Below are 25,885 nucleotides of genomic sequence, written 5' to 3' on the forward strand. Positions count from 1 at the left end.
TCTTTTCGCCATACTGAAGCAGGACGGTTTCATTCCGATAAGGCAAGAAGGAATCAATACGTTATGAGAATAGCCACATTATTTATATTGCTTTTTTTCGCTACATTTAGCTATTCTGAAGAGATTACCAATTGCCCCCAACAACTTCAACGAATTGAAGAATATGACCCTAGTTATCCAATCCGAGAGAACCGACAATCTGTAGATGGATGGGTAGTTCTAACCGCTCGGCTTAATCCGGATGGAGAGTTAGAAGAGATAAACATTGTAGAATCAGTGCCAGATAAATTTTTTGATCGATCTGTTTTAACAGCTGTAAGAAGTTGGAAGTTAGACTGGTCGGGTAGCTGGTGTAAATATAAAACTAAGCTTAGCTTCGTATTTAGTGGCTGACCATTTTATGATTAAGTCACTTACAAGTAAGTTATATAAATTATGAAAAGATACGGCTACAAATTCGCCAAAGATGATGGTGGGCTATCTAGATTGAGTGGGCTCCGCTTCTTTATCGGGCTATGTGCTTTTTTCAGTACAATCGCCAGCTTGATTTTTTCTGGTGAGAGCCACTTAAAGTTATATTTAGCCTCACTCTTCGCTTTTTGGCTTGCGGCCTTCTTGGCAGAAGTTACCCCCAAAGTAAGATCCTACCCAGTAGTATTTTTTGCAACAGTGGCATCTATCATTTTTTGGCGTGATCCGAGAAATGTTTTTATAGTACGTCAATGTGAAAAATGGCAGTGTGTTGATGTTGAAGATTTAAACGGTAAAATAATATATTTGGGTTTTTGCGGATTAGTGATAATTGCTTCTCTGTGGTCTTTGCGACGGCACTCAGGGTAGTTATTTTAGATAGGAGAGTATTACTCTCCTAAGAAGTTAAATCCCAGTCATAATAGCAAGAACGCTTACATGAATTATTGCCACTTATGCTAAGGATGAATGCTGGCACCAATTTGTAAATGATGTATTTACTAATACTTTTGGTACTTCGCACCATAATTCCGCACATTAATTGCAAGGTTATCAAGCCATTCATGAAGATAGTTATACTTTTTATAGCGCTAATAATTTCTATAAATTTATCAGCCGATCAGCCACCTGATTGGCAGGACTATGTTGTTACTTCAAAAAATCGGAAATGGACTGCATTAATAAGTAGAGACCATACTACCCAAGAGCCCTGGAGAGATAACTGGACGCTTTCTGTCTACGAAGGTTTTAAATATCCATTCCCTAGACCAGATTTTGTTCCCGTTTGGTCTAGAACCTATGAGCACCATGGATATTCAGAGGGAACACTGTCAGATAACGGTGAGATATTTGTCTATGTTGAATTTTGGTATAGAGAAAACTACCCCGTCTTAAAGATCTATAAAAAGGACTGTACTTTGTCAAAAAATGGTTCTTTTTTTAATATTGGTGAACATTTAGAAAAAAGCATATCACATCAACTCTGGCTTAATCATGGTGGCAAAATAGAATTCCTTTCTATAGGCTCCAAGCCTTACATTAAAGTTCAGACTTTGGCTGGAGATCGATATGTGTCAACAACCTGTGGGGAGTAGGCTTTATAACCTCAAGCAGGTTAGTTTGACTTTTCAGGGACTTATAATGTCTCGCAATGCTAGTGTAGGCGTTACATATCAATGATCGCGATCAATGTAATAAACAAGTGACAAAATTAGAATGTCCTTGTACGGTTTCTACCCTGGCGGGGGGTAGAAATTGCAGATCGATCATGTTTAGAGGGGTATCGGTGTGGGGTTCTTGGATCGGCCCTCTCCATCTATATTTTAATTCTCAGACCGAATAACAATAATAATTCTTACCTATGCTGTCTTGAGACCATTTCTTATATTCATAGCCTTTCGCTTACCTGTTAGCCGTTTAGATTCACAACACAACTCTTATTATTTTTTATAGAATCTATGTATTAACAGTACCAGAACTTAATTCTGAGACTGAATTAAATGGAACTTTGTATAAATATACCTATAGATATTCCGGTAATATCTTAATCGTTATTCATTTATTATGCGGTCCTTTTTCCGGTGCATTCTTCTTTTTTTGCCTTGTTATGAGTTTCACCTCTAGTCAATTTCTATAACTAATTATATAGATACTGACTAACCATTCAGGCACGGTTTTCAACGCTCAGACTTCAATTGTGCCCAATTCTTGTGCGTTACTTAGAAAAAGTAAAATTTTTAAACTTTTAACCTCTTTTTTACCCCCCCTAATATCATTTTTTTACGTCTTCAATCTGGTTGGGCCCCAAGGAAGGCAGTTTTGGCCTTGAAAAAAAATAATAGTGAGCATAAGAGAGAGAAACTCAGTATGATGATGCGCCTTCGTAAACAAAAAAATTTGATTGCTCAAGCAATCCCCGCCGCAAACTCAAGCGATTATTCAACCCCCTGGTACAGTGTGGCGATTGCCTGTTTGGTAATAAATACTGCATCTGTGGCAGCATTTGCCCAGGAGGGGCAAGGGGACAAGCCCAGTAACTATTCTGGTTCGGCTATTGAAGAAGTTACGGTTACAGCACAGAAAATTGAGGAAAGCATTCAGGATGTTCCTATTGCAGTCTCTGCGCTATCTGGGGATAACATGGATGCTTTAAAGATCGAAGGGGGCAATGAACTGTTGCGAGCCGTTCCCAATGTTAACTTCTCCAAAACAAACTTTAGCTCATACAATTTCTCTATTCGAGGAGTGGGAACTCAGGCAATTTCTGCCAGTAGTGATCCTGCCGTTGCAGTAAGTTTTAATAATGCTTCTTTAATCAGGAATCGTCTGTTTGAGCAGGAATTTTTTGATGTACAGAGGGTAGAAGTTCTGCGTGGCCCTCAGGGCACATTATATGGCCGTAACGCCACCGCTGGTGTGGTTAATATGTTACCAATCATGCCGGAGGATGAATTCGCCTCAGAGATTGAGGTTGAAGTGGGCAATTATAATAGTAAGCGTACCAAGGGTATGTTGAATATACCGCTCGGTGAAACTATGGCTTTCCGCTTTTCTGGAGCCATGACCAAGCGGGATGGCTTTGATTACAATACTTATACCAAGAATGATGTTAACGACCGGGATCTCTATTCTACGCGTGCCATTTTTGAATGGACTCCCAGTGATAAGTTTAATGCTAATTTGATTTGGCAACACTTTGATGAAGATGACAAGCGATCCCGCACTGGTAAGCAGCTTTGTACTACTGACCCCGGTGATGACATGGTCGGGAACACAGAGACAACAAGTCTATCAAAAGGTATGACAAGTCAGGGCTGTTTGCCTGGTTCACTATACAGCGCAGATGCTTTTGATGCACCCAATGGAACGGGACTCGCCTATATACTTTCAGCAGCGGGGCTGATTGACCCATACCTCTTTGGAGGTAGTTTATCAGACTGGAAAGATCCCTACAGCGGTGTAGAGCAGTCGCGAGATTTACGTGAAATATCTACTAGTTTTGACCCAGTATTTCGTGCAGAAAATGACTTGGTACAGCTAAATTTTGAATGGGCTTTATCTGATACCCTCACCTTTTACTCCCAGTCTACCTATGCTAAGGATGATTACTATTCTTCACAGGATTATAATCGGTTTACCACTGGCGCGGTCTTTAATGACCTAGCAGAAATTGGTGATCAGTGGTCATTGGGCCCCACCCCCGGAGGCATTTATACTGACCCACAACTTGGTCCTTCTGACGGTATTTTGGGAGTTGATATCAGCCGTTCCGATAATGAACAGTGGAGCCAGGAATTCCGGTTGCAGACTGCATTTGATGGGCCCTGGAATTTTTCCTTCGGTGCGAACTACCTGAATTTTGAAACCCAGGATGACTACTTTGTCTTTAATAATATGTTCACCATGATTGCTGAATATGTTTACAGCCGGGGAACAGATGAGGATGGCAATAATATTCCGATCAATTGCGTTGACCCCACCACAGATTTAGTTGGGTCAGACTGTATATATATCGACCCTAATTCCCTGGAAAATATTGATGAAATGGGACACAACTACTTCCTCAGTCGTAACTTAGTAGATACCCGTTCCTGGGCTGTATTTGGGGAGGCATATTGGCAAATCACGGACGATGTAAAACTTACCACAGGCCTCCGGTATACTGATGACGAAAAAACTACCACCCCTATATCCAGCCAGTTATTACTTGGTACGTATCATGAAGATGGTATTACTGTTCCAGGTAACAGCTCAGGTGGCTATACGCATATGGGATATCCTGAAGGGGAGAAGTTTTCTCAAAGCTGGAAGGAGTATACCGGACGAGCGGTGCTGGACTGGCGAACAGATACCCCCTTTACCGATGATACAATGTTCTATGTTTCTTTTGCTCACGGTTATAAAGGAGGCGGCTCCAACCCACCACGGGCGGAGATTGACCCTGCGCGGGTTCAATATCAGCCACTAGACAACACTTTTGAGCCGGAATTCGTAAATTCCCTTGAATTCGGCACCAAGAATGTTTTGCTGGATGGCCGCCTAAACTTAAACGCAACTGCCTTCTATTACGACTATACCGACTACCAGGTTTCCCAGATTGTTGACCGTATCGCATTAAACGAAAACTTTGATGCAGAAAGTATGGGATTGGAATTGGAACTCGCCTGGCAGATGACGGATAATACCAGGGTTAATATGAATGTGGGTTACCTGAGGACCCGCGTTGCGGAGGGGGAGGAATCCATAGATGTCATGGATCGTACCCAGGGGAATGAAGATTGGACCGTTCTGCGGCCCTCCTTACAGGTACCCTCCAACTGTATTGCCCCAGTCGAGTATGTTGAAGCTGCTATTGCTTTGGAGCCTATGTTTTTCATGACACCCTTATGGGCATTATGTGCAGGCTCAAGGCAGTGGGGCTCATACTCTGATGCGATTGAAGCTCCCCTAAGATATGATCAAATTTTAGCTCTTTTCGGTTACAATTTGCCCCAATATAACCCCCTAACAGATGCCCCAAATGGCGGGCGTGGTTTTTCTGCTGATCTAAGTGGCAATGAACTACCGAACTCCCCTAATTTAACGTTTAATTTAGCAGTGGAGCATGTTATTCCCCTAGCAGATTGGGAATTAGCTTTACGCGCCGATTACTATCGACAGTCTGAAAGTTATGCACGGATTTATAATACCGAGTATGACCGCTTAAAAGCCTGGGATAACTTCAATGCGTCAGCGACCCTGACCCATCCTACTTCACAATTGCAAATGCAGTTGTATGTGAAGAATATCTTTGATGATGCGCCAATCACAGGCGCCTTTACCAATAGTGATGATTCCGGCCTTACTACCAATGTATTTACCTTAGATCCGCGTATTATAGGCTTTAGTCTAAATAAGCGTTTCTGATTTTTATATTTCCAGTAAGACACTAATAGTTCTATAGTGTCTTACTGGTGTTTCAGACTGGCTATGTTTAAAAATACCTCCATTTCTATTCTTCTTTTCACTCATATAAATCATCGATCAATCGTATAGCGGGCGGTTGATGATTGTTTGCTAGGGCTAGCCACACACCTCCCAATTGTACTTTATTTTGGGAATACCCTAGTCTCCCTACATTGTCTTCTTATTAAGACTTAAAGTAACTTTGAGCCGAAATGCAAGTTTATACATTCTATAGACAAATAGTTTGGCAAGAACTATATATCTGTACATTTGGTAAATTATTAACGTGCCGAGTTAATGAAGCGAACGGGTCAACTAATGGCAGGCATATTAAAAAAAGAGGATAAGAATTTTTTTGCAGATAATGATTGATCTTTAGAAACAGATATCTTGGTTTTTTTATGAATATACAAATGTGGCAAAGTAGAGTAGCCAGTACTTTCTGGCTACTCTACTTTAGATATTGGACTTTTAAAGGTTACTTATGGCACGAAAGATGCCTGGGGATTTGTGGAGATAGTACCGGTTATTTTGCAGTCGCTACCAAAACCTACGCTTGGGAGTACCGCGGCATTAAAAGTAATTTCTCCGGTAGATTGGTTAAAACTACCGGTAATATCACCAAAACAATTGCCGGTAATAGCTGCAACAGTTACATCTTTTAGGGTAACGGTATTCCCTGCATTACCTACCAATGTATAGGGCAGATTGGTAAAGCTAACTGACCCACAAAGGAAACCAGTATTCAGTGACAAGCTGCCCACAGAGGCGTTACCAGATGAATTTGTAGTAGAACTACCAGATAGACCACAAGTAAGGTTTATACCCTTAGATACTTTTATATCACCGACATTGGCCAGGCCAATGGTACCTTGGGGAGACCAGGTGTCAGCGGCTGCGCCGGTGCTAACAATTGCCAGGGCGAGCGCGGTAAGGATCTTTTTCATGTTCATTATTTCCTGTTTTTAGTAATTAGAATAGGTAGAAGCTTGAATACGCTGGGTATTCATCCCTTACGGGTAATGCATCTACATTAATCATCGCTGGAGAAGCAAAAAATTGGGCCCACTTAAACTGCAGTAATATTCAACTTCCAAGTCCTCTTATCTCCACTCCTATAAGACGCTTTTCTCCGTCAGTTCGGAGGGATACAAATTTTGATAAACATGGTATTTGATGCCAGTTTTAGTTATATTTTTTTCGTGAGGATAAATATCGGAAGTGTTTATTAATTTTATGAATTAATAAATTACTTAATGATTTCCATTTATTCGCAAATATATTTATTTATAATAAGTAAGTCACAATCTGGGGGGGGGGGGCGCAAAACTCTTTATCTTTGCCTGCTTATCTTTAATTTCTTGTTACTAAATTTGAATATTTTTTAAATATTGAGCTTTCAGTAATCGAAGGTTTTAAGATAAATCTTTTTGTCTCCTATCGATGTTCGAATTTAGATAGACTTCAGGCGATAAAGTGGCATAGAAAGTAGCGTTTTTAGGAAAAGCAGAGTGCTACGGGGAGGGCAAGCGCAGAGTAGAAGAAAGATAGATTTTAGCGTATGACACACATATCCAAATTGATGTTCAAATGATCAATTTGGTTTTGTACTTCTAAAAGTTGCTCCGCTCGTTCTAGAGTTTAGCCTTCTGTTTTTGCCAACAGATTATCTCCTCACCAAAATCTATCTCTAACTCTTATTACGCCAGTATCTTGTGTGCGTTGGCTTTATTTCGCAGCTTGGGAAGTTCTGCTATTTGAGGGCCCTGTCAGTAATAAACCGCTCTCTATTTATCATATTAGGGATTTAGTCGCTGTGCCTTGCACTCAGTGCAGTATTGGGAATTAGAAGAAATAAAGATAAGCATGAGTCGAACATGTGATTGAGGATAACGGTATTTATGATTACCCTCTTTGCAGCTTGGAAAGACAAGGCGGTATCGCTCCGCCCCACCTGATGCTGATAGCCGTCGGCTTTAGCAGAAGCGAAGTGGAATCAAACGCTGCATTTCTAAAAATATTTAAACGCAACTGCGCTATTTATACTTATGGTCTCGAAGGGAATAAAGCAGTTATAAACTCACCCCTCCTCCTGCACTTCACCATAAACATGATAAATCTCCGGCACCTGGCCGCGATCATCCATCCGCATTCCCAGATCTCTAATCAGGCCATCGCGAATATCATAGATCCAGCCGTGCAGGCTGAGGCGTTGGCCTCGGTCCCAGGCGTGCTGGACTATTTTGGTCATGGCCAGATTTTGTACCTGCGCCATTACATTTAATTCACAAAGGCGCGCTGAGCGGGATTCTTTATCGAGGGATTCCAGCTCTTGCCGGTGGCGGGCGTAGACATCCTTTATATGGCGCAGCCAGTTATCCACCAGGCCACATTCGCTGTGGCCCATGGCGGCCTGTACTCCGCCGCAACCATAGTGGCCACACACCACCACGTGTTCAACCTTGAGTACTTCCACTGCGTATTGCAGCACCGAGAGGCAATTAAAGTCTGTGTGTACCACCACGTTGGCAATATTGCGGTGAACGAACAGCTCCCCCGGTGCCATGCCCACAATCTCGTTGGCGGGCACGCGGGAATCGGAGCAGCCGATCCATAAATACTTGGGTACTTGCAGGCGGCTCAGGCGTTGGAAAAACTCCGGGTCCTGTGCCGTCCTATCCTCCGCCCAGGCGCGATTGCGTGCAAACAGCTGGCGAATTTCTGCCACCTCAGTGGGCCTCCCCCGATAAATCCAGCCCAGAGATTTGCGCGGCCTGCACCATTTTTTGCAGGTAGTCGCTGGTCATCTGGCGGCGGCGTTTTTCGGTCAGGTATTCCTCGATGCGCTCCGAGACATACTCGTATTCCAATGGGCGGCCCGGTTCGCATTGCTCTACATAAATCAGGTGCACACCGTAGGGAGTCTCCACGGGTTCCGCTACCAATCCGGTGCCCTGCTCGAACACTGCGCGCTCGAAGGAGGCGACGGTATCACCGCGCCCTACCTGACCGAGGCTACCACCGGCTTCGGAGGAGGAGCAGGCTGAGTGGGATTGGGCCAAACGAGCGAAAGATTGCAGCGGATTGGAGTCGGCGCGAATCTGTTCCAGCATATTCTCGGCTGCGGTGCGTGCCTTGGCGCAGGCCTCGGAGTCATCCGGTGCGGCCGGGATCAGGATATGGCGCACTTCTGCGAGGGGATCGGAGCGGAACTTATACGGGTGGGCTTCGAAGTAAGCGCGGCACTCGGCATCGGTTGCCGGGTTCACCTGTAGCTCGCCTTTTAATAGATCTGAGACTGCGCGATCGAAAGCCTCACTGTGCAAGTCTTCGTCAGCAGCGCAGAGGCCCTGCCCTGCAGCTCGATCTCGTAGCAGCCAGCCGATAACCAGAGCGCGCGCGGCGCAGTAGATCGCCTGACGCGGAGAATCGGCAGGCTGGTACTGCATCTCTTGGTAGATCAGGTCGGCGGGGATTTCAGTTCCGTTAACGGCCACTACCTCGGCCATCTCAAATTCGCCGCCGGCAGCATCAGTGGCCAGTAATGTATTCATGACTCAACTCCACACTGGGCCCGCTCATGGCGGGCCATTTAATAGTTGCAGGGATTAGCGCGCGGCTTTGGCGCGGACTACCTGGTAATTGCGGCGGAAGTACTGCACCGGAACACTCCATACGTGTACCAGGCGGCTGAAGGGGAACAGCAGGAACAGGGTCATGCCGAGGAAAATATGCAGCTTGTAAATGATGTTCACTCCGCTGATTGCAGCAGCTGCACCGGCACCATCTAGCGTGACAATGGACTGAGCCCAAGCCATCAGTTTGAGCATTTCAGCACCGTCCATATGGCCGGCAGATACCACAATACTGATCAGGCCGAGGATCAATTGCGCGTAGAGCATCAGCAGTATGGCCAAGTCCATTTTGGAAGTGGTGGCGCGTACGCGCTTGTTGGTGAGGCGGCGCTTCACCAGAATGGTGAGACCGATAAAGCAGATCACCCCGAAGAAACCACCGATCCCCATTGCCATCATCTGTTTGGTGGAAGCTTCAATGCCGAGGAAGTGCCACACTGCCTTGGGTGTGAGTAGGCCGACAAAATGGCCCGCGAGAATAGCGATCACCCCGATATGGAACAGGTAACTGCCGATGCGCAATTGCTTGCGCTCCAGCAGCTGACTGGAGCCGGTGCGCCAGGTGTACTGATCCCGGTCGTAGCGGATCAAGCTACCCACCAAAAATACCGTGAGGGCGACAAAGGGGTAGATGGCGAAGAGCAGCGTATTCAGATAGTTCATCTTGTTACTCCTGTGGTGCGGGCTGGGCAGAATTCTGCGCGGCGTTGGCCCAGTTGAGGGGCTGGCCGTCGCGCAGCTGCGCATTGCTGGGCCGCGTTATTGACTGGTCGCAATTGTTGGCGCCGCTAAAGCTAACGGCCTCTTCCTCCCAGATCTTGTCCAGCGCCTCGGGGGTATCGTCACGTTCTTCGTTGGCGACTTCTTCCTTGAGTGCTGTCAGATCGACATATACCCCTGCCATCTGCAAGAGCGCATCCATCAACAGGTGGTAGGGACTCTCACGCTTGGACAAGCGCGCGCTCAACAGGGCAATCACATGGGTAATATCGTGAACCCAGCCGTAGGCTGCGTCCCCCTGGGTGGCACAGAACTCTAAGTAGGTGGGCAGGTAATCCGGCAGTTCGCGCTCATTCAGCTCAAGGCCGGCGCTGCGATAGCGCGCGGTCAGGTCTACCATGGCTTGGCCACGATCACGGGATTCGCCGTGGATATGCTCGAAGATATGCAGGGATACAGCGCGGCCGCGCTCGAACAAACCGTCGTATTCGCTCTGCCAATCGAGCGCATCCATACGCTCGTAATGAGAGATAAATGCCAGCAGCTTGTCGCGCAACGGAGCATCCAGATCCTCTGATTCAGCCAACCAGCTGGTCAGCTCATCCAGGTGCGCCACCAGCTCATCGGACGGGTAATCCAGCAGGCGGGCGATCAGGTTTAGTACTTTCATCGGTATTCTCCGCTCGACCTTAGTCGACTACTTTGGCGGGTATTACTTCGCGCACTGCGTGCTGCTTGCCACCGAAAATATTGGTGCTGTCGTTGCCGGTGCTACAGCCGTTGCCGAAGCTGAAACCACAAGAGGACTTCATGTCGTAGGCGTTTTCGGCGTAGGCCTTATGGCTTGAGGGCACCACGAAGCGATCCTCGTAATTGGCCAGTGCCATGTAGCGATACATCTCTTCTACCTGGGCTACGGTCAGGCCAGCCTCTTCCAGCAATTCGCGCTCCTGAATACCGTCCACATGGATGCCGCGCATATAGGCGCGCATCACAATCATGCGTTCCAGGGCACGGGCCACTGGCTTCTCGTCGCCGGCGGTGAGCAGGTTGGCCAGGTATTGCAGCGGGATACGCAGGGTGGAGAGATCGGGGATCTCGGCGCCGCGACCCACGGTAACGGTTTCCACTTGGCCGGCCTGTACTGCGTTCTGGATCGGAGACAGGGGTGGCACGTACCAAACCATGGGCAAGGTGCGGTATTCCGGGTGCAGCGGCAGGGCGATCTGCCAGTCGATAGCCATCTTGTACACCGGAGATTTTTGCGCAGCTTCGAGCCAGGCTTCGGGGATACCTTCGGCGCGGGCAGCTTCCTGGACCTTCGGATCGCTGGGGTCGAGGAAGATATCGCACTGGGCCTGGTAGAGCGCTTTTTCGTCTTCTACAGAAGCGGCTTCCTCGATGCGGTCTGCGTCATAGAGCAGTACGCCCAGGTAGCGGATACGGCCCACACAGGTCTCGGAGCAGATGGTTGGCTGACCCGCCTCGATACGTGGGTAACAGAAGATACACTTCTCAGATTTACCGGTTTTCCAGTTGTAGTAAATCTTCTTGTAGGGGCAGGCGGATACGCACATGCGCCAGCCGCGACATTTGTCCTGATCGATCAGAACAATGCCGTCCTCTTCTCGCTTGTAGATGGCACCGCTGGGGCACGCAGAAACACAGGCTGGGTTGAGGCAGTGTTCGCACAGGCGCGGCAGGTACATCATGAAGGTGTTTTCAAATTCACCGTAAATGTCGGCCTGCACCTGCTCGAAGTTTTTGTCCTTTTTACGCTTCTCGAATTCGGTGCCGAGAATCTCTTCCCAGTTGGGGCCCCATTCGATTTTTTCCATACGCTCGCCAGTAATCAGCGAGCGCGGGCGGGCTACCGGCTGGTGCTTCTGCTCCGGTGCTTTGTGCAGGTTCTGGTAGTCGAAATCGAACGGCTCGTAGTAGTCGTCGATCTCCGGCATATCCGGGTTGCCAAACAGGTTGGCTAGTACGCGGTGCTTGCCACCGATCTTCGGCTGTAATTTACCGTTCTTCTTGCGGGTCCAGCCGCCGTTCCATTTGTCCTGGTTCTCCCACTCTTTGGGGTAGCCAACACCGGGTTTGGTTTCGACGTTATTGAACCAGGCGTATTCAACCCCCTCGCGGGAGGTCCACACATTTTTACAGGTCACCGAGCAGGTGTGACAGCCGATACATTTATCGAGGTTCAGCACCATGCCTATCTGGGCTCTAACTTTCATTGCTACACCTCCTCTCGCGTCGGCTCTTTGACATCTTCGCCATCCAGCCAATCGACCTTGTTCATTTTTCTCACCACCACAAACTCGTCGCGGTTACAGCCCACAGTGCCGTAGTAGTTAAAGCCGTAGGACTGCTGGGCGTATCCACCGATCATGTGGGTGGGTTTCATCACTGCGCGGGTTACGGAGTTGTGGATACCGCCCCGGGTGCCTGTAGTTTCCGCTCCCGGTGTATTCACGATGCGCTCCTGGGCGTGATACATCATCGCCATACCATCGGGCACTCGTTGAGATACCACTGCGCGGGCAGCAATGGCGCCGTTGACGTTGAAGATTTCGATCCAGTCGTTGTCTTCAATACCTGCCAACTTGGCGTCGTACTCACTCATCCAAACGATGGGTCCACCACGGGACAGGGTGAGCATCAGCAGGTTGTCGGAGTAGGTGCTGTGGATGCCCCACTTTTGGTGCGGGGTGATCCAGTTCAGCAGGATCTCCTTGTTACCGTTGGGCTTCTGGTTCAACACCGGTTGCACGGTTTTCAGGTTGATCGGCGGCTTGTACACACACATGTTCTCGCCGAAGTCACGCATCCACTCGTGATCCTGGTAGAACTGCTGGCGGCCGGTGATGGTGCGCCAGGGGATCAACTCGTGCACATTGGTGTAGCCGGCGTTGTAGCTCACATGCTCATCTTCCAGGCCAGACCAAGTGGGCGAGGAGATAATCTTGCGAGGCTGCGCCACGATATCGGCAAAGCGAATTTTTTCGTCTTCCTTGGGCTTGGCCAAATGGGTGTGATCGCGACCGGTAATCTCACCGAGGGCTTCCCAGGCCTTCACGGCTACCTGGCCGTTGGTTTCAGGGGCCAGTGACAGGATCATCTCCGCAGCATCTACCGCACTGTCGATACGGGCGCGGCCATCGCGAGCAGTCTCATCTTTCCAAGTGCGATTGAGCTTTTTGAGGAAGTCCACCTCGTCATCAGTATTCCAGCTGATGCCCTTACCGCCGTTGCCGAGTTTCTCCAGCAGCGGGCCGATAGAGGTAAAGCGGTTGTAGGTGTTGGGGTAGTCGCGTTCCACCTCAATCATGCTCGGCGCGGTAACGCCGGGGATCAGGTCGCACTCGCCTTTCCACCAAGCCTGTACACCGAACGGCTGGGCGATTTCTCCGGGGGTATCGTGGTGGATCGGCAGAGTCACCAGATCCTTTTCCACCCCCAGGTGGCCATCGGTCAGGTTGGAGAATTCCTTCGCTATGCCTTTGAAAATTTCCCAGTCACTTCGCGCTTCCCAGGCCGGGTCCACCGCCTTGGTGAGCGGGTGAATAAAGGGGTGCATGTCTGAGGTGTTGAGGTCGTCCTTCTCATACCAGGTGGCCGTCGGCAATACGATATCGGAGTAGAGACAAGTGGTGGACATACGGAAGTCCAGTGTCACCAGCAGATCCACTTTGCCCTCGCTGGGGGCGTCATGCCAGGCCACGTCTTCTGGTTTTTTGCCTCCCTCTTCACCCAGGTCTTTGCCCATCAAACCGTGCTTGGTACCGAGCAGGTGGCGCAGCATGTACTCGTGGCCCTTACCAGAGGAGCCGAGCAGGTTGGAGCGCCAGATAAACATATTGCGCGGGAAGTTCTGCGGGTTATCCGGGTCCTGGTTGGCGAATTTGAGCGCACCGCGCTTGAGCTGCTGCACCGTGTAGTCTTTGGCAGACATACCGGCGGCGGCGGCATCTTTAGTCAGTTGCAGAGGGTTGATCCCCAGCTGCGGCGCGGAGGGCAACCAGCCCATGCGCTCGGCGCGGCTGTTGTAGTCGATGATGGAAGCCTGCCACTTGCTCTTGTCGGCCAGCGGCGAAACCACTTCATCCATCTCCAGCTTCTCATAGCGCCATTGGCTGGCGTGGTTATAGAAGAAGGAGGTGCCGTTCATATGGCGCGGTGGACGCTGCCAGTCGAGACCGAACGCGAGTGGGGTCCAACCGGTCTGCGGACGCAGTTTTTCCTGTCCCACATAGTGGGCCCAACCACCGCCGCTCTGGCCGATACAACCGCACATCATCAGCATATTGATGATCCCGCGGTAGTTCATATCCATGTGGTACCAGTGATTGAGACCCGCTCCCAGAATTACCATGGAGCGTCCACGGGTCTTGTCGGCGGTGTTGGCAAACTCACGGGCTACCTGGATGACATTCTCACGACGACAACCGGTCACCTTTTCCTGCCAGGCGGGGGTGTAGGGCTTGTCTTCGTCGTAGCTCTGAGCACAGTTGGGGTCGTCGAGACCGTGCTCAACACCGTAGTTCGCCAGGGTCAGGTCATAGACGCTGGCTACTTTTAGAATCTCGCCATCTTTGTTTTGAACAAGCTTCACCGGCACCTTGTAGTCGATTACTTCATCGTGTTCGGTGTGCTGGAAGTAATTGTGCTCGTGGGTCTGGCCTCCGAAATAAGGAAAGGCGACCTGGGCGATTTCATCAGCGCAGTCTTTAAGGCTGAGCTTCAGCTCCAACTCTTCGCCACTGCGACCATCGCGCTGCTCAATATTCCATTTGCCACGGCCTTCTTTCGCTGAGGGCTCTCCCCAGCGATAACCCATGGAGCCCTGAGGGGAAACCAGCTGGCCATCGTGATTAACACCGATAGTTTTCCATTCCGGGTTGTTATCCTGGCCGAGGTTGTCCGCCAGGTCAGAGGCGCGCAGGAATCGGCCCTGTACCAGCTTGCCGTCGCGCTCTTCCAGGGTCACCAGCATCGGCATATCGGTGGTGGTGCGCACATACTCGGTGAAGTAGGCGCTAGGTTTGTCGACGTGGAATTCTTTCAGGATCACATGGCCAAAGGCCATCGCCAGAGCCGCATCGGTACCCTGGCGCGGTGCCAGCCAGGTGTCGCCAAACTTGGAGCACTCTGAGTAGTCAGGAGTGACCACACAGGTCTTGGCACCCTTGTAACGTACTTCACTGAGGAAATGCGCATCCGGGGTACGGGTTTGAGGCACATTGGAGCCCCATACGATCAAGTAGTTGGAGTTGTACCAGTCGGCGGACTCCGGCACGTCGGTTTGCTCACCCCAAACCTGCGGTGAGGCGGGCGGCAGGTCACAGTACCAGTCGTAGAAACTCAGGCAGTTGCCGCCGATCAGAGACAGATAACGGGCACCAGCGGCGTAGGACACCATGGACATGGCGGGAATCGGCGAGAAGCCGGTCACCCGGTCGGGACCGTATTTCTTTGTGGTGTAGACGTTGGAAGCGGCAATCAGCTCGTTAACTTCATCCCACTTGATCCGCACAAAGCCGCCCATACCGCGGCGCTCTTTGTAGGACTGCGCCTTGGCCGGGTCTTCGACAATACTGGCCCAGGCCTCCACCGGATCGCTGTGTCTCAACTTGGCTTCGCGCCAGAGTTTTACCAGACGTTTGCGGATCTTCGGGTACTTGAGGCGGTTGGCCGAGTACATATACCAGGAGTAGCTGGCACCACGGGGGCAGCCACGAGGCTCGTGGTTGGGCAGGTCCGGGCGGGTGCGCGGGTAGTCGGTCTGCTGGGTTTCCCATGTGACCAGGCCGTCTTTGACGTAGATCTTCCAGCTGCAAGAGCCGGTACAGTTCACCCCGTGAGTGGAGCGCACAATCTTGTCGAACTGCCAGCGACGACGGTAGCCATCTTCCCAGCTGCGGTCGTCATTCGTCTTTTCCCCGTGTCCTCCGGAAAAGGGCTCTTTTTGTTTCTTCAGATATTTCAGTCGGTCCAGGAAATGGCTCATGCGGTACTCCCAGGGCATCGGCATGCGGTTAAAGCATCGGTTTACCGGGAATATAAAAGGGAGGGACGGCGGGATCACCTGACCAAAAAGGGGTAGAAAAGCGACGAACTACCCCCGAATAGGTAGGGAAACGACGCCAGGGGGCCGCTATGGTGGAGCCCTATCCCAGCAATAACAGGGCCTCTGTGCAAAAAACAGGCGTCAGGTTAAATTATGTGCAAAACTGGCGATCTTTAGTGGTACCCACAACTTTGTGCGCCAATGGACGGCACAATAGAGATCAGCCATCCACAACCGCCCCAGGGCGAAGTGAATCCGATATGCTGAACCGAATTCGACAGTCCATCGTCTACCGCATCGGCACCCTGATGCTGCTCACTGTGCTGGTAGCACTGAGCTCTATGGTGGCGTCCTATATTATCTCCGATGCCGCTGAAAATGATGCCGCTGCCGTTAACTTGGCCGGCTCATTGCGGGCTATGAACTACCGACTTGCGGCCACTGCACCCTCTGGGGATGTCGAAGCCACAGCTGAGTTGGCAGACGAGGTGACCGCACGCCTGACCCGGGTGCTCAGCATTTCCGACTTCACTGCCAGCGATAACCTGCCCGCAGCGCGCAATTACCGCAAGGTAATCGAAAGCTGGGAGGGCGAAATCCGCCCACTGCTGGAGTCCATTGCCGCCGGGCGCACCTCCATGGACTCCTTGCAGTTGGCCAACCGCCTAGAGCCCTTTATCGGTGATGTGGATACACTGGTGTTCGATTATCAGACCATCGCCGAGGAAAAAATAAGCCTGCTGCGTTTGGTGCAGGTGGGCTCACTGTTTGCCATTGTGACCCTGGTATATCTCTCCCTGTGTATATTGCACCGCTCTGTGGAGCAGCCTCTCAAGCAGCTGACCAATCGCTCCCTGAGTATCGCCCAGGGAGACTTCAACCAAAACCGCCTGGAGATTAACAGCGAGGACGAGCTGGGGGTTTTAGCACGCACCATCAATTATATGAGCGATGAAATTCATGCGACTCACCGGGATCTTGCCCATCGCGTGGAGTTGAAAACCTCACAGTTACAGAAGAGCCATGAGGCATTGGACTTCCAGTACCGCTTGGCTCGACGGATCAGCGAGGGTCCCCTCTCGGGAGCGGAATTGGGCCAGTGGCTGGGAGAGTTCGCCAATGTCGCCAGCCTGGACAACCTGGATCTGTGCCTGATGACCCCGGAGGGCGAAGCACCCTATGAGCATCTGGTACAGGGGCTCGGCAACACTCAGTGCACGGGTAGTGAATGCCACATCTGCGTAAACACCTGCGGCCCCTCTGATGAAGACCAACAGCGCGTGTACCGATTCCCGCTGGAAGTGGACAAACGCAATTACGGCGTACTCACCTGCACCCTGCCCCGAGGTGAAAGCCTTGATGAAGAACAGCAGCAACGCCTGGCTACCTTTGCCGACAGTGTCACTGCGGCCATCGCCATTAATGAGCGAGAGGCTCAGGAGCGCCGTGTTGCCCTACTAGACGAGCGCGCGATCATCGCCCGGGAGCTACACGATTCCCTGGCCCAATCCCTGTCCTATCTGAAAATTCAGGTTACCCGACTCAACCGCGCCAATCGCAGTGAGCAGGTGGACAAGTCCAAGGTAGAGGAGATTATTACCGAACTGAAAGAGGGACTGGATTCCTCTTACCGCCAGCTGCGCGAACTGCTCACCACCTTCCGCCTGCAAATAGGTCCCGGCGGCCTGCGCAGTATCCTGGAGCAATCTATCCTCGCTTACCGGGAGCAGCACCCGCAAATTAATGTGCTGCTGGATTACCATCTGGACGAGGTGCCCCTAACTCCCCACGAGGAAATTCACCTGTTACAACTGGTGCGCGAGGCCTCGCAAAACGCTGTGTACCACTCCCAGGGCGATATGGTGCAGATCAGCCTGACCCAGGCCGACAACCACTCCCTCAATGTACGCATCCTCGACAACGGCATCGGTATCAGCAACGCGCCGGAGAAACGCAATCACTTCGGTATGTCGATCATGCAAGAGCGCGCCAGCAACCTAAATGGCAATCTGAATATCCGCCGCCGCGACGAAGGGGGCACCGAAGTGCGTTTCAACTTTATTCCCCTCTACGCCCGCGAGCGGGAATTGGTGTGGAAAGACGTGGGGTGATAACTCTCTACCTTTATGAAAGGTCACTTGGGGCGAGCACATAATTGCCGCCCCTATCATTCGAAATCCGCCAGTATCTTTATTACTAAAAAGGGAGAAGGAGAAAATACACCCAAGTAGTAACTATCTTCAACGACCTTATTACCTATCCAAGCGCTCTTCCACCCTGAAGCCCCTCCGACACCCAAGTAGCTATCGTCAAAAATACTGACTCTTAAATTGACCCCCAAGGGCCAATTGCTAGCCCATATGCTACAAGTACTTATCGCTAGCCTATCCCGTGATTCACACCGATTACATTGGTGAATATCAGCTTCCTCGATGGCCTGGCATCCAACCATTCCATCAAGCAATGACTATATCGATTTAATAGAGAGGAGAGGTTTATGAAGCTGAGTTCATTGCCCAGAGCCACTTTCTTAATGCTGGCAGTATTTCTGCTGGCCTATTCTGCATTCACTGTTTCCGATAGCCATAACAAAAAAGAGAAAGATCCATCAGCTGCCAAGCATGGGGCTGGTGGTGAGAAAGCCTGGTCCAAAGCGGGCAATGACAAGATGTTCACCATCTTTAAATCTGACTTAACCACTGCTAATGAGAATATGCTCGGCAAGAAGGTGAATCCACAAACCCCTAAAGATGCCGATGGATTCTTTATTGGCGCCTACGACAAACAGTCACATATGCTGCACTTTATGGTGGGCTACAGCGATCTATCAAAGGGCGGGGTGGCAATGTCGCACTTCCATATGCAATGTGCAGGCGATGGCAAAGAGCCCCCTATTTGCAAGCCGGGTAAACCCAGTGGCCCAATTATTCAAACTATCTGCGGAATGCCCAATCACCCGGGTATGATTCCCGACTGGCCAGAGACTAAAACTGACAAGGGCAAGCACGGCCTGGCAAAAAAATGTGCTGAAGGCACCAGTGGATATATCATGGGCAAGTGGATGGTGGAGGAGCCCTATCGCAAGGCGCTAATGGATGGGAAGGTCTTTGTTAACTTGCATACCCAGCTGGACCCCAAAGGTGAGGTTTCCGGCCTGCTAACAATGGATAAGTAGATTGCAAATTTACTGGCGCATCTATAAGCCAGAGTTTACTGCTGAGACAAGAAAAGCTGGGCTTCGTTATGTACAAGCCCAGCTTTTTTATATCTACCTAAAAATTGTTAATTAACAAAAATCAGAATTTTGCTGTAAGCATCAACCAGAGCTTATCGGTATCCTCACTGTATTCATCTGCATCGTAAGCGGCATACTTTACCAACGCTGAGAAATATTCATTAAACTCGTGACCGTAACTGATATTCCACTCAGTCCCGTAATCTGCTGAACCTTCATTGGCCTCAAAACTGTGGTAAGTAATTCCCAAATCTCCCCCGGCAAGCGCCAGGCTGGCACCGATATATAAATCTTCAACACCATCTGCTGGAGTTTCAATGAACTTATCTGTGTAGCCTTGGAATTTGTGTAGTGTCGCCAGTGGTGTGCTAAAACCCACACCGTCGTCAGAACCCAGAACTTCATAACCCAACTTGCCTTTTACTGGCCCCAATGGCGCGGCAACTTCAGCTAGATAATAATCCGCCGCAAAATTATTGGGATTATTGCCGATATCCTCCTGGCGGGCATAACTCAGCTGAGTTTCGAACAGGCCAAAATCTCCCCGGTAAGCGGCACCGAAAGTACGGGATGAGAAACTCTCAGCGTTATCCAGGTCCAGGTTGTAGAAGAAGGCCGTTAACTTATGCGCTTCTACCAGTGGATAGCTGGCATGAAATAGTTGAATATCCCCATCCAGGTCCGATAAGTCACTGTCTTCACCAAAAATACGGTTTACGTTGTAGATATAGCTGTAATCCAGCTGTAACTCCCCTTCCCCGCCAAATTGGTAACGCAGGCCGTCATACGTCTGTTCATTCTGGCGCCAGCCCACGCCACCGATAAAGCGCTGATCATCCAGGTTAATTCGCTGTCGACCAGCAATCACCATGGAATTAAAACCACTGTACTTTAAGTAAGCTTGATTAACCTCTGTGCCCTGGGGATCGGCAACCACGGGGTGCTCGGTATTGCCATTCACTGTGGAATTGTAATTGTCGTTGCCAATTTCACTAATGTCATCCACTTCAAAAAACGCATCAAAACCACGGTAGTTGCCACTGGTCCAGTTCAGCCGGGTTCTCAGGGTCGAGGCGATAGCAACATCATCCATATTGTCCTGGTCAACGTTTTCTACCCGGTAACGAAGATTCACCCCCACCTCTCCTGAAGTCAGTGCATCAGTGAGTGTGGCGCTTTCATTCTCTGCTGCGATAGTCTGGTAGCTGGAACTCCCAAGGATGATGGCCGCGATTACGGTGGACAATTTCTGTTGTTTCATTCGCCGTTCCTTTGCAAAAGATTAAGTAGAAGGCAACCGCTGAAATAAGATTTATTCCATAAAATAATTCCAATATTCAGCAGCCATCCCAGGTGCGAGGGCATTATGCAGCTCAAGTAGCAACTTAGCTATTGATATAAATCAGTGAAATTGCCTTCTTCTAAAAATATGAAGCTTTTTAAAATTTAATTTAATTGAGAAACATCAACCACTTGAAATAAGATTTCCCATAGTTCAATAAAATAGGCAAAATCAGCTTAATGGAGCATTTTGAACAAATTTAACTAATATAGGCATTCAAAAATTATTATGGACAACGGTCACTATGAGTGGAACAAAAGAGGGATACCATGAGGCCATCTCAATAAATCAAATAATTTCAGCTTAAACACTTGCAAGAATAGTTTTCAACGCTAAAACTAATAATCTAAATCTATCCAAAGAAAAACCTAAGTGGGAGAGAGTTATGTCTGACTACACCGTATCTTTCTTTAGCCCAGTTACACAAGAAAGAGCTTATCTGGCAGTAACTAAACAAATGCCCAAGTGGTGGACTCCCACAAGTGCTCCTTTCTTGGCCGTTGACGATGTCGCCAAAACTGGTTTTAAAGGGAAGTCATATTGGATATTTCGCGCCAAAAGATTAATACCTATGCAGCTGATAGAGCTCGAATGTATACAGTCTTTTATGATCTCAGAATTTGTTGATGATCCTAAAGAGTGGGAAGGAACCACACTACGTTTTGAATTTAGCAGTGCCAACAATGGAACCGAAATCATATTCACTCATATTGGCCTATCCCCTGACATTAAATGCTGGGATATGTGTAAGAGTGGTTGGGACCACTATCTACTCGGCAGCTTGAGAGACTTCCTGGAAAGTGGTGATGGCAGGCCAAATAGTTATTGATACTACTGGGCTGAGTTCGTGACGTCGTTTACGTATTAATACCTGAGCTAACCTGACCGTAACAAAAGAAGAGATCAATAACTACGAAATCCAATAGTCAGTTATTGATTTTGACAACTGTAAAAACTATGGAATTTTACACGGATTTGACTACTTAAACGGTATTTCAAAATCCATGCTATGCATTATTTTTAAAAATAAAAGTAGATAGGTGCTTAAACTTGTAGCAATCCCCATCAGGGATAGGGATTGCCAAACTTAATCAAGTGTACTTGAGTTTATAACTCTTCAAGGGCCTCCGATAGCACACCCAACTCCATATCTACGTTTTTCACGTCCATATGAGATGGTCCTGCACTCACCGGATCCCAGCCATCCTCACCTTCTAAACGCTGGCAGAGTTCATCTATCTCGCAGATAACACCATCATTATCGACATCAGTACCAGCCATCACACCAAAGCCTGATTCCGAGGTCGCATCCAATGATGGTGAAGTGTAACTATAACTTCCCAGCTCAGGATCATAAGTTGCCATCACCCGACCAACAGCTTCGCCAGTTGCAATATCTACAAACTCCACATATATGGCACCAGCATATGAATCTGAAGCAACATCCTCACTGATAACCTGCACCGACACCCACAGATCAAATCGGGTATCTGTAGATGCTGTAAAACTCACGGTGCCGGTATAGCGTCCGGCTTGCATGGCATCGGTGTCTACAGCAACTCGATAACTACCAAGTCCGCTTGATTCCTCATCCAGGTAAGTAGCACTTAACCAAGAGTCTGACACGCTAACTTCAGCCACCGAAACTCCCGATGTATCGGCGAGCAGATCAATATCCAGCTCGGTCTGGGTCCACAACTCTCGCTGGTGGCCATTCTCGACATAAAGGCGACCAGCCATAGCCGAGCCAGTGGCTTGGGCTCTGGCCGAGGCCACAGCGAGCTCCGCATCAATTTCACCATATCCGTAAAAGGCATCCGGTGTCTCGCCGTATGAAACCTTGAAGTCTGTGACTAGCCCATCAAAGTCGTCGGGGGTCATTGACTCCCACTCCTCTTTCATAAGAGCAATAACACCAGCCACGTGAGGTGCGGCCATGGAAGTGCCCTGCATCCCCGTATAGGTAAATTCTATTTCCCCACCTTCGGTTTCTTGCCCGACCGTGCTAATCACACCACCGTCGGCATTGAACCTTCCTGTCTCCCCCCCCGGGGCAGTCAAATCAACAACGGACCCATAATTGGAGTACCAGGCAGATTCGCCTCCCTCTCGAGTCGCAGCTACCGTCACAACCCCGTCTAGGCCTGCTGGTGAGTAATTAGTAGCATCATCTGTAGAATTACCGGCAGCCGCAACCACTATGACGCCCGCCTCACGAGCTGCACTTACCGCATCCTGCATAGTCTGGGAATAGCCCCACCCACCGAGACTCATATTGATAACATCTGCTTTGCGATCAGGGACTGTACCGGAATCATTGGTAAGGCCAGCCGCAAAATATATCCCTTGAGCGATATCATAATCGCTCCCGCCACCGGAACCGAGTACACGCACAGGCATAATTTTTGCGTTATAGGCAACCCCAGCGATACCAACTCCGTTATTTGTCGCCGCTGCAATAGTCCCTGCAACATGGGTCCCATGCCAGGAGTCAAAAGTGCCACCTGGATCATCTCCCGGATCTTCTGGATTAGGATCAATACCATCCCCATCCACCGCCATATCACTGTCACTGATCATATCGTAACCAGCAACCAGTTGGCCCTGCATATCCGGGTGCCCGGATAAAATACCCGTATCCAATACCGCGACAATTGCCCCTTCACCCGTGGAAGTTGTCCATGCATCTGATACAGCAATTTGCGAGTAGTGCCACATCCTGGGGTAAAGTGGGTCATCAACTGACTGATTTTGGCGAATACGGTTTAATTCCACATACTCAAACTGACCGCTGGCATGAAGGCCCTTGAGTGCATCAATGGTCTCCAACTTGATCTGCACTTCACTAGGAACTTTTATTCCAATGCGGCTTAAATCTGTAACAGTGCCAGTTGCCTTAGCCTTACCAAACCCGATTGCAGCCTGATTAGCATCTAATAGCATTGGTCGATGCGCTCCGGAACCTCCCTTAATCGCACCCATTAAGTCCAGTGCTTGAATACCCGTAGCCTTAACACTGGGCTTAAGACGAGCTACTAGCTGATTGGCCACAATATTGTCACTAGCCCGGATTCCTTTTCTTGCGCCAGCAACCGTCGGAACTGAAGACAATCGCATTCGGTATGCTGAGGCACCCCCGTAAGCATATGCAACTACATAGTAAGTACCGTCTTCAGGTACCAGCACAGACTCCTCATCTTCAATACCATATGAACCATCTACCAAACTTCCAGATTCATCGATGAGAGACAGGTCAATATCTGCACTGCCGCCATTCCATTCCTGCATGTGGAGGAATACTTCCTGATTTTGTTTTAGGGTAGCGAGATAAAAATCGTATCGATTTTCCTCTGAGCTTCTGTCTAATCGGCTTACAAAACCAGACACTTCGCTAATACTTGAAATCGCCTGTGCATCTTTCATGTAATTATTAGGCGTGTGCTCGGTGTTTGAATCATTGGTGTCGCTATCAACAAATACACCCTGCAAAAGCGACAGCTGGCCCGAGATAAGAAACTCTCCATTGCTAACGATTACGCTAATAGACTGTTCACTAGTCAGCCCCGTTTGATCGTCCACCACAAGATGAACTTCATATTCTCCATTTTCTTGGTATTCATGCTCGGGCTGTATACCCTCACCGGTATTACCATCACCAAAATCCCAGGTGTAGAGTAATTCGCTACTTTCCTCATCTGTACTTTCTGATGCGTCAAACTTAATTGAACGAGATTTTGCATTTGGTTGACTGTACGAAAACTTTGCAACCGGTTGTGAATTTTTTAGTGCTGTAAACGTTATCTCAGCTGTATCTGTGGCTCCATCATTATCAGTTACGGTCAGCTTAATCGTGTACTCCTGATCGACGGTGTCGTCCGCATGAAAAGTATGCTCGACATACTTCCCGCTCGCGCTACTACCATCACCAAAATCCCAGCCGTAGCTCTTGATACTGCCATCACTATCACTGGACGCAGACGCATCAAATGTCACAACTGCCGGCGAGAGCCCAGACTCAGGAGATAAAGTAAAACTGGCTACTGGTGCCTGATTCTCTTCAGGTGTTGATGACCCTCCGTCACCACCACTTCCGCCACATGCGGTTGTTATCAGGGCTAGCAGTGGAACTGCTAGCTTTAGGAAATTAGTACTCATTCCTATAAAGTCCTTTTATAAGTTTGTAAAAAGTTCATCAAGAAAAAATGTCACAGAAAGATAAATTTAAAAAGATATTCACAAGTCTGAGTATTGATGCCAAAGTCAGTACAGAAGCACCACTAACACTTGCGGAAATCTCCTTTATGTTCCTTGCAATATGAGTAAGCAAAAACTTCTATGAAGGGGGCCTATAATAACCTAAATATATTTTTATTTGATAACTTAATATTTTCTTTGCCCCGCCTTAATTACAATCAACTAAAACCTCCCAGCCATTGTCACCAAATTCCATTATTTGTATTTCCGTACCGGTAATATTCCGGATTACCTGGATATTGGTCAGAAGGTGTTGGCTAGGATTTAATGTTCGAAAACGACCACCCGCCCCTAGGACCATTGGCAGCAACAACTGATCAGCCAGATATTCACCGACCGGCACACCAGAATTTAAATATCCCTGCATCTGTGAGATTCCGCGCTGAGCAACTCGCTCGGCACTCACCCCAAGTTCCCCCACAGACTCAAAAACTTCTGTAACATTTTCAAATTGCAACCGCAGCGACAGTAAATTACCCGGCCCCTGAGATTTCACCCGCTTTTGGTACAAGCGATCCGATTGCCAGTCGCACTTCTTGCGCACCTGCGCTAACTCCCGCTGGGCTACATGAGCGGGAATATGGGCAAAGGTAGCCACTGCTTCGCAATCCACAATTTCACCACGCTCTGTCAGCTCCAGTTTTGACAATTGCGAGAGGGGATGGATTCTAGCCCTCCAGGAGCCCCCCCCGGCAGGATAAAAACCGTAATCATCCAGGGCCACTTCCACACCGGCGCCCATACGAGCCAATAGGGGCAAATATGCATGAGCAATAAAATCAAAGCTGGGAGCCTTTTTATTGTGAGTGCCGCCTTCAAGACACAGCTCACTGACACCATCAGATAATAACAACGGTAGCAATACGGTTTGAAACACCAAACTGGTACTACCGGCCGAGCCAATAGAGAAGTGGTATTTACCGGGACGCACTTTTCCCGGTGCAAAAGTTATTTCCGAAGCACCCAATTGTTCGCCGCTAACTTCGGCATGGCTAATCGCTTTGGCTGCTCGCAAGCAGGCTAGGTGCTGACGCAACAAACCGGTTTTTTTACGACCCGCTCGAATATTCTTAATTCGAACCGGTACCCCTAAACAAACAGACAAGGTGAGGGAAGTCCGCAAAATCTGTCCGCCGCCCTCCCCCTGGGCGCCGTCTATCTCAATCACTGTTTAATTCCTTAAAATTTACATCTTTTTTTGGTGAGTGGCGCCT

17 protein-coding genes are annotated in these 25,885 nt (G+C 49.1%); 7 read left to right on the top strand and 10 right to left on the bottom strand.

Annotation, left to right across the window (positions count from 1 at the left end):
• Positions 1-63 precede the first annotated feature (63 nt).
• The 4 genes from ACJJI6_RS16045 (at position 64) to ACJJI6_RS16060 (ending at position 5,376) form a co-directional block, all read left to right on the top strand.
• A complete protein-coding gene (locus tag ACJJI6_RS16045; RefSeq protein ID WP_475711208.1) occupies positions 64-393 on the top strand; it encodes an energy transducer TonB in 330 nt (109 codons plus the stop codon).
• A gap of 42 nt (positions 394-435) precedes the next feature.
• Positions 436-840, top strand: a complete 405-nt coding sequence (locus ACJJI6_RS16050; RefSeq protein ID WP_475711210.1) for a hypothetical protein — start codon at positions 436-438, stop codon at positions 838-840.
• Positions 841-1,034: 194 nt separating this feature from the next.
• Positions 1,035-1,565: a hypothetical protein gene (locus ACJJI6_RS16055; RefSeq protein WP_475711211.1), complete on the top strand. Its 531-nt coding sequence runs from the start codon at positions 1,035-1,037 to the stop codon at positions 1,563-1,565.
• Between the two features lie 724 nt (positions 1,566-2,289).
• Positions 2,290-5,376 (top strand): TonB-dependent receptor, encoded by a 3,087-nt coding sequence (locus tag ACJJI6_RS16060; protein ID WP_475711212.1) that lies wholly within the window; start codon positions 2,290-2,292, stop codon positions 5,374-5,376.
• Between the two features lie 521 nt (positions 5,377-5,897).
• Here ACJJI6_RS16060 and ACJJI6_RS16065 read toward each other — a convergent pair.
• The 7 genes from ACJJI6_RS16065 to ACJJI6_RS16095 all read right to left on the bottom strand — a co-directional run bounded on the left by ACJJI6_RS16065 (position 5,898) and on the right by ACJJI6_RS16095 (position 15,804).
• Complete coding sequence (locus ACJJI6_RS16065; RefSeq protein ID WP_475711213.1) at positions 5,898-6,362, bottom strand: PraA/PraB family alkane oxidation protein activator; 465 nt, start codon at positions 6,360-6,362, stop codon at positions 5,898-5,900.
• A 1,133-nt stretch (positions 6,363-7,495) separates the two neighbouring features.
• Positions 7,496-8,143 (bottom strand): carbonate dehydratase, encoded by a 648-nt coding sequence (gene can, locus ACJJI6_RS16070; protein ID WP_282930420.1) that lies wholly within the window; start codon positions 8,141-8,143, stop codon positions 7,496-7,498.
• Position 8,144: 1 nt separating this feature from the next.
• A complete protein-coding gene (locus tag ACJJI6_RS16075) occupies positions 8,145-8,969 on the bottom strand; it encodes a peptidylprolyl isomerase (RefSeq protein WP_282930421.1) in 825 nt (274 codons plus the stop codon).
• A 54-nt stretch (positions 8,970-9,023) separates the two neighbouring features.
• Entirely contained in the window at positions 9,024-9,713 is a 690-nt protein-coding gene (gene narI, locus ACJJI6_RS16080) for a respiratory nitrate reductase subunit gamma (protein WP_282930422.1), read from the bottom strand.
• 4 nt (positions 9,714-9,717) lie between these two features.
• Entirely contained in the window at positions 9,718-10,440 is a 723-nt protein-coding gene (gene narJ, locus ACJJI6_RS16085; RefSeq protein ID WP_475711215.1) for a nitrate reductase molybdenum cofactor assembly chaperone, read from the bottom strand.
• Positions 10,441-10,459: 19 nt separating this feature from the next.
• Positions 10,460-12,007 (bottom strand): nitrate reductase subunit beta, encoded by a 1,548-nt coding sequence (gene narH, locus ACJJI6_RS16090; RefSeq protein WP_282930424.1) that lies wholly within the window; start codon positions 12,005-12,007, stop codon positions 10,460-10,462.
• Between the two features lie 2 nt (positions 12,008-12,009).
• On the bottom strand, positions 12,010-15,804 hold the full coding sequence (locus ACJJI6_RS16095; RefSeq protein WP_444906697.1) for a nitrate reductase subunit alpha: 3,795 nt from the start codon (positions 15,802-15,804) through the stop codon (positions 12,010-12,012).
• A gap of 296 nt (positions 15,805-16,100) precedes the next feature.
• Between ACJJI6_RS16095 and ACJJI6_RS16100 the strand changes: the two genes are divergently transcribed.
• Together ACJJI6_RS16100 and ACJJI6_RS16105 are read left to right on the top strand one after the other, a co-directional pair.
• Positions 16,101-17,951, top strand: a complete 1,851-nt coding sequence (locus tag ACJJI6_RS16100) for a histidine kinase (RefSeq protein WP_475711218.1) — start codon at positions 16,101-16,103, stop codon at positions 17,949-17,951.
• A gap of 386 nt (positions 17,952-18,337) precedes the next feature.
• Positions 18,338-19,015 (top strand): CHRD domain-containing protein, encoded by a 678-nt coding sequence (locus tag ACJJI6_RS16105; protein ID WP_445355292.1) that lies wholly within the window; start codon positions 18,338-18,340, stop codon positions 19,013-19,015.
• 121 nt (positions 19,016-19,136) lie between these two features.
• On the opposite strand, the gene ACJJI6_RS16110 is transcribed toward ACJJI6_RS16105, so the two are convergent.
• Positions 19,137-20,336 (bottom strand): alginate export family protein, encoded by a 1,200-nt coding sequence (locus tag ACJJI6_RS16110; RefSeq protein ID WP_475711220.1) that lies wholly within the window; start codon positions 20,334-20,336, stop codon positions 19,137-19,139.
• A gap of 466 nt (positions 20,337-20,802) precedes the next feature.
• On the opposite strand from ACJJI6_RS16110, the gene ACJJI6_RS16115 reads away from it, so the two are divergent.
• On the top strand, positions 20,803-21,246 hold the full coding sequence (locus ACJJI6_RS16115) for an SRPBCC family protein (protein ID WP_475709003.1): 444 nt from the start codon (positions 20,803-20,805) through the stop codon (positions 21,244-21,246).
• Between the two features lie 278 nt (positions 21,247-21,524).
• Here ACJJI6_RS16115 and ACJJI6_RS16120 read toward each other — a convergent pair whose 3' ends face one another.
• Complete coding sequence (locus ACJJI6_RS16120; RefSeq protein ID WP_475711222.1) at positions 21,525-24,572, bottom strand: S8 family serine peptidase; 3,048 nt, start codon at positions 24,570-24,572, stop codon at positions 21,525-21,527.
• 247 nt (positions 24,573-24,819) lie between these two features.
• Positions 24,820-25,839, bottom strand: a complete 1,020-nt coding sequence (gene rtcA / locus ACJJI6_RS16125; RefSeq protein WP_475709005.1) for an RNA 3'-terminal phosphate cyclase — start codon at positions 25,837-25,839, stop codon at positions 24,820-24,822.
• Positions 25,840-25,885: the final 46 nt, after the last annotated feature.

Source organism: Microbulbifer maximicatervae (SeqCode) (assembly GCF_056232625.1).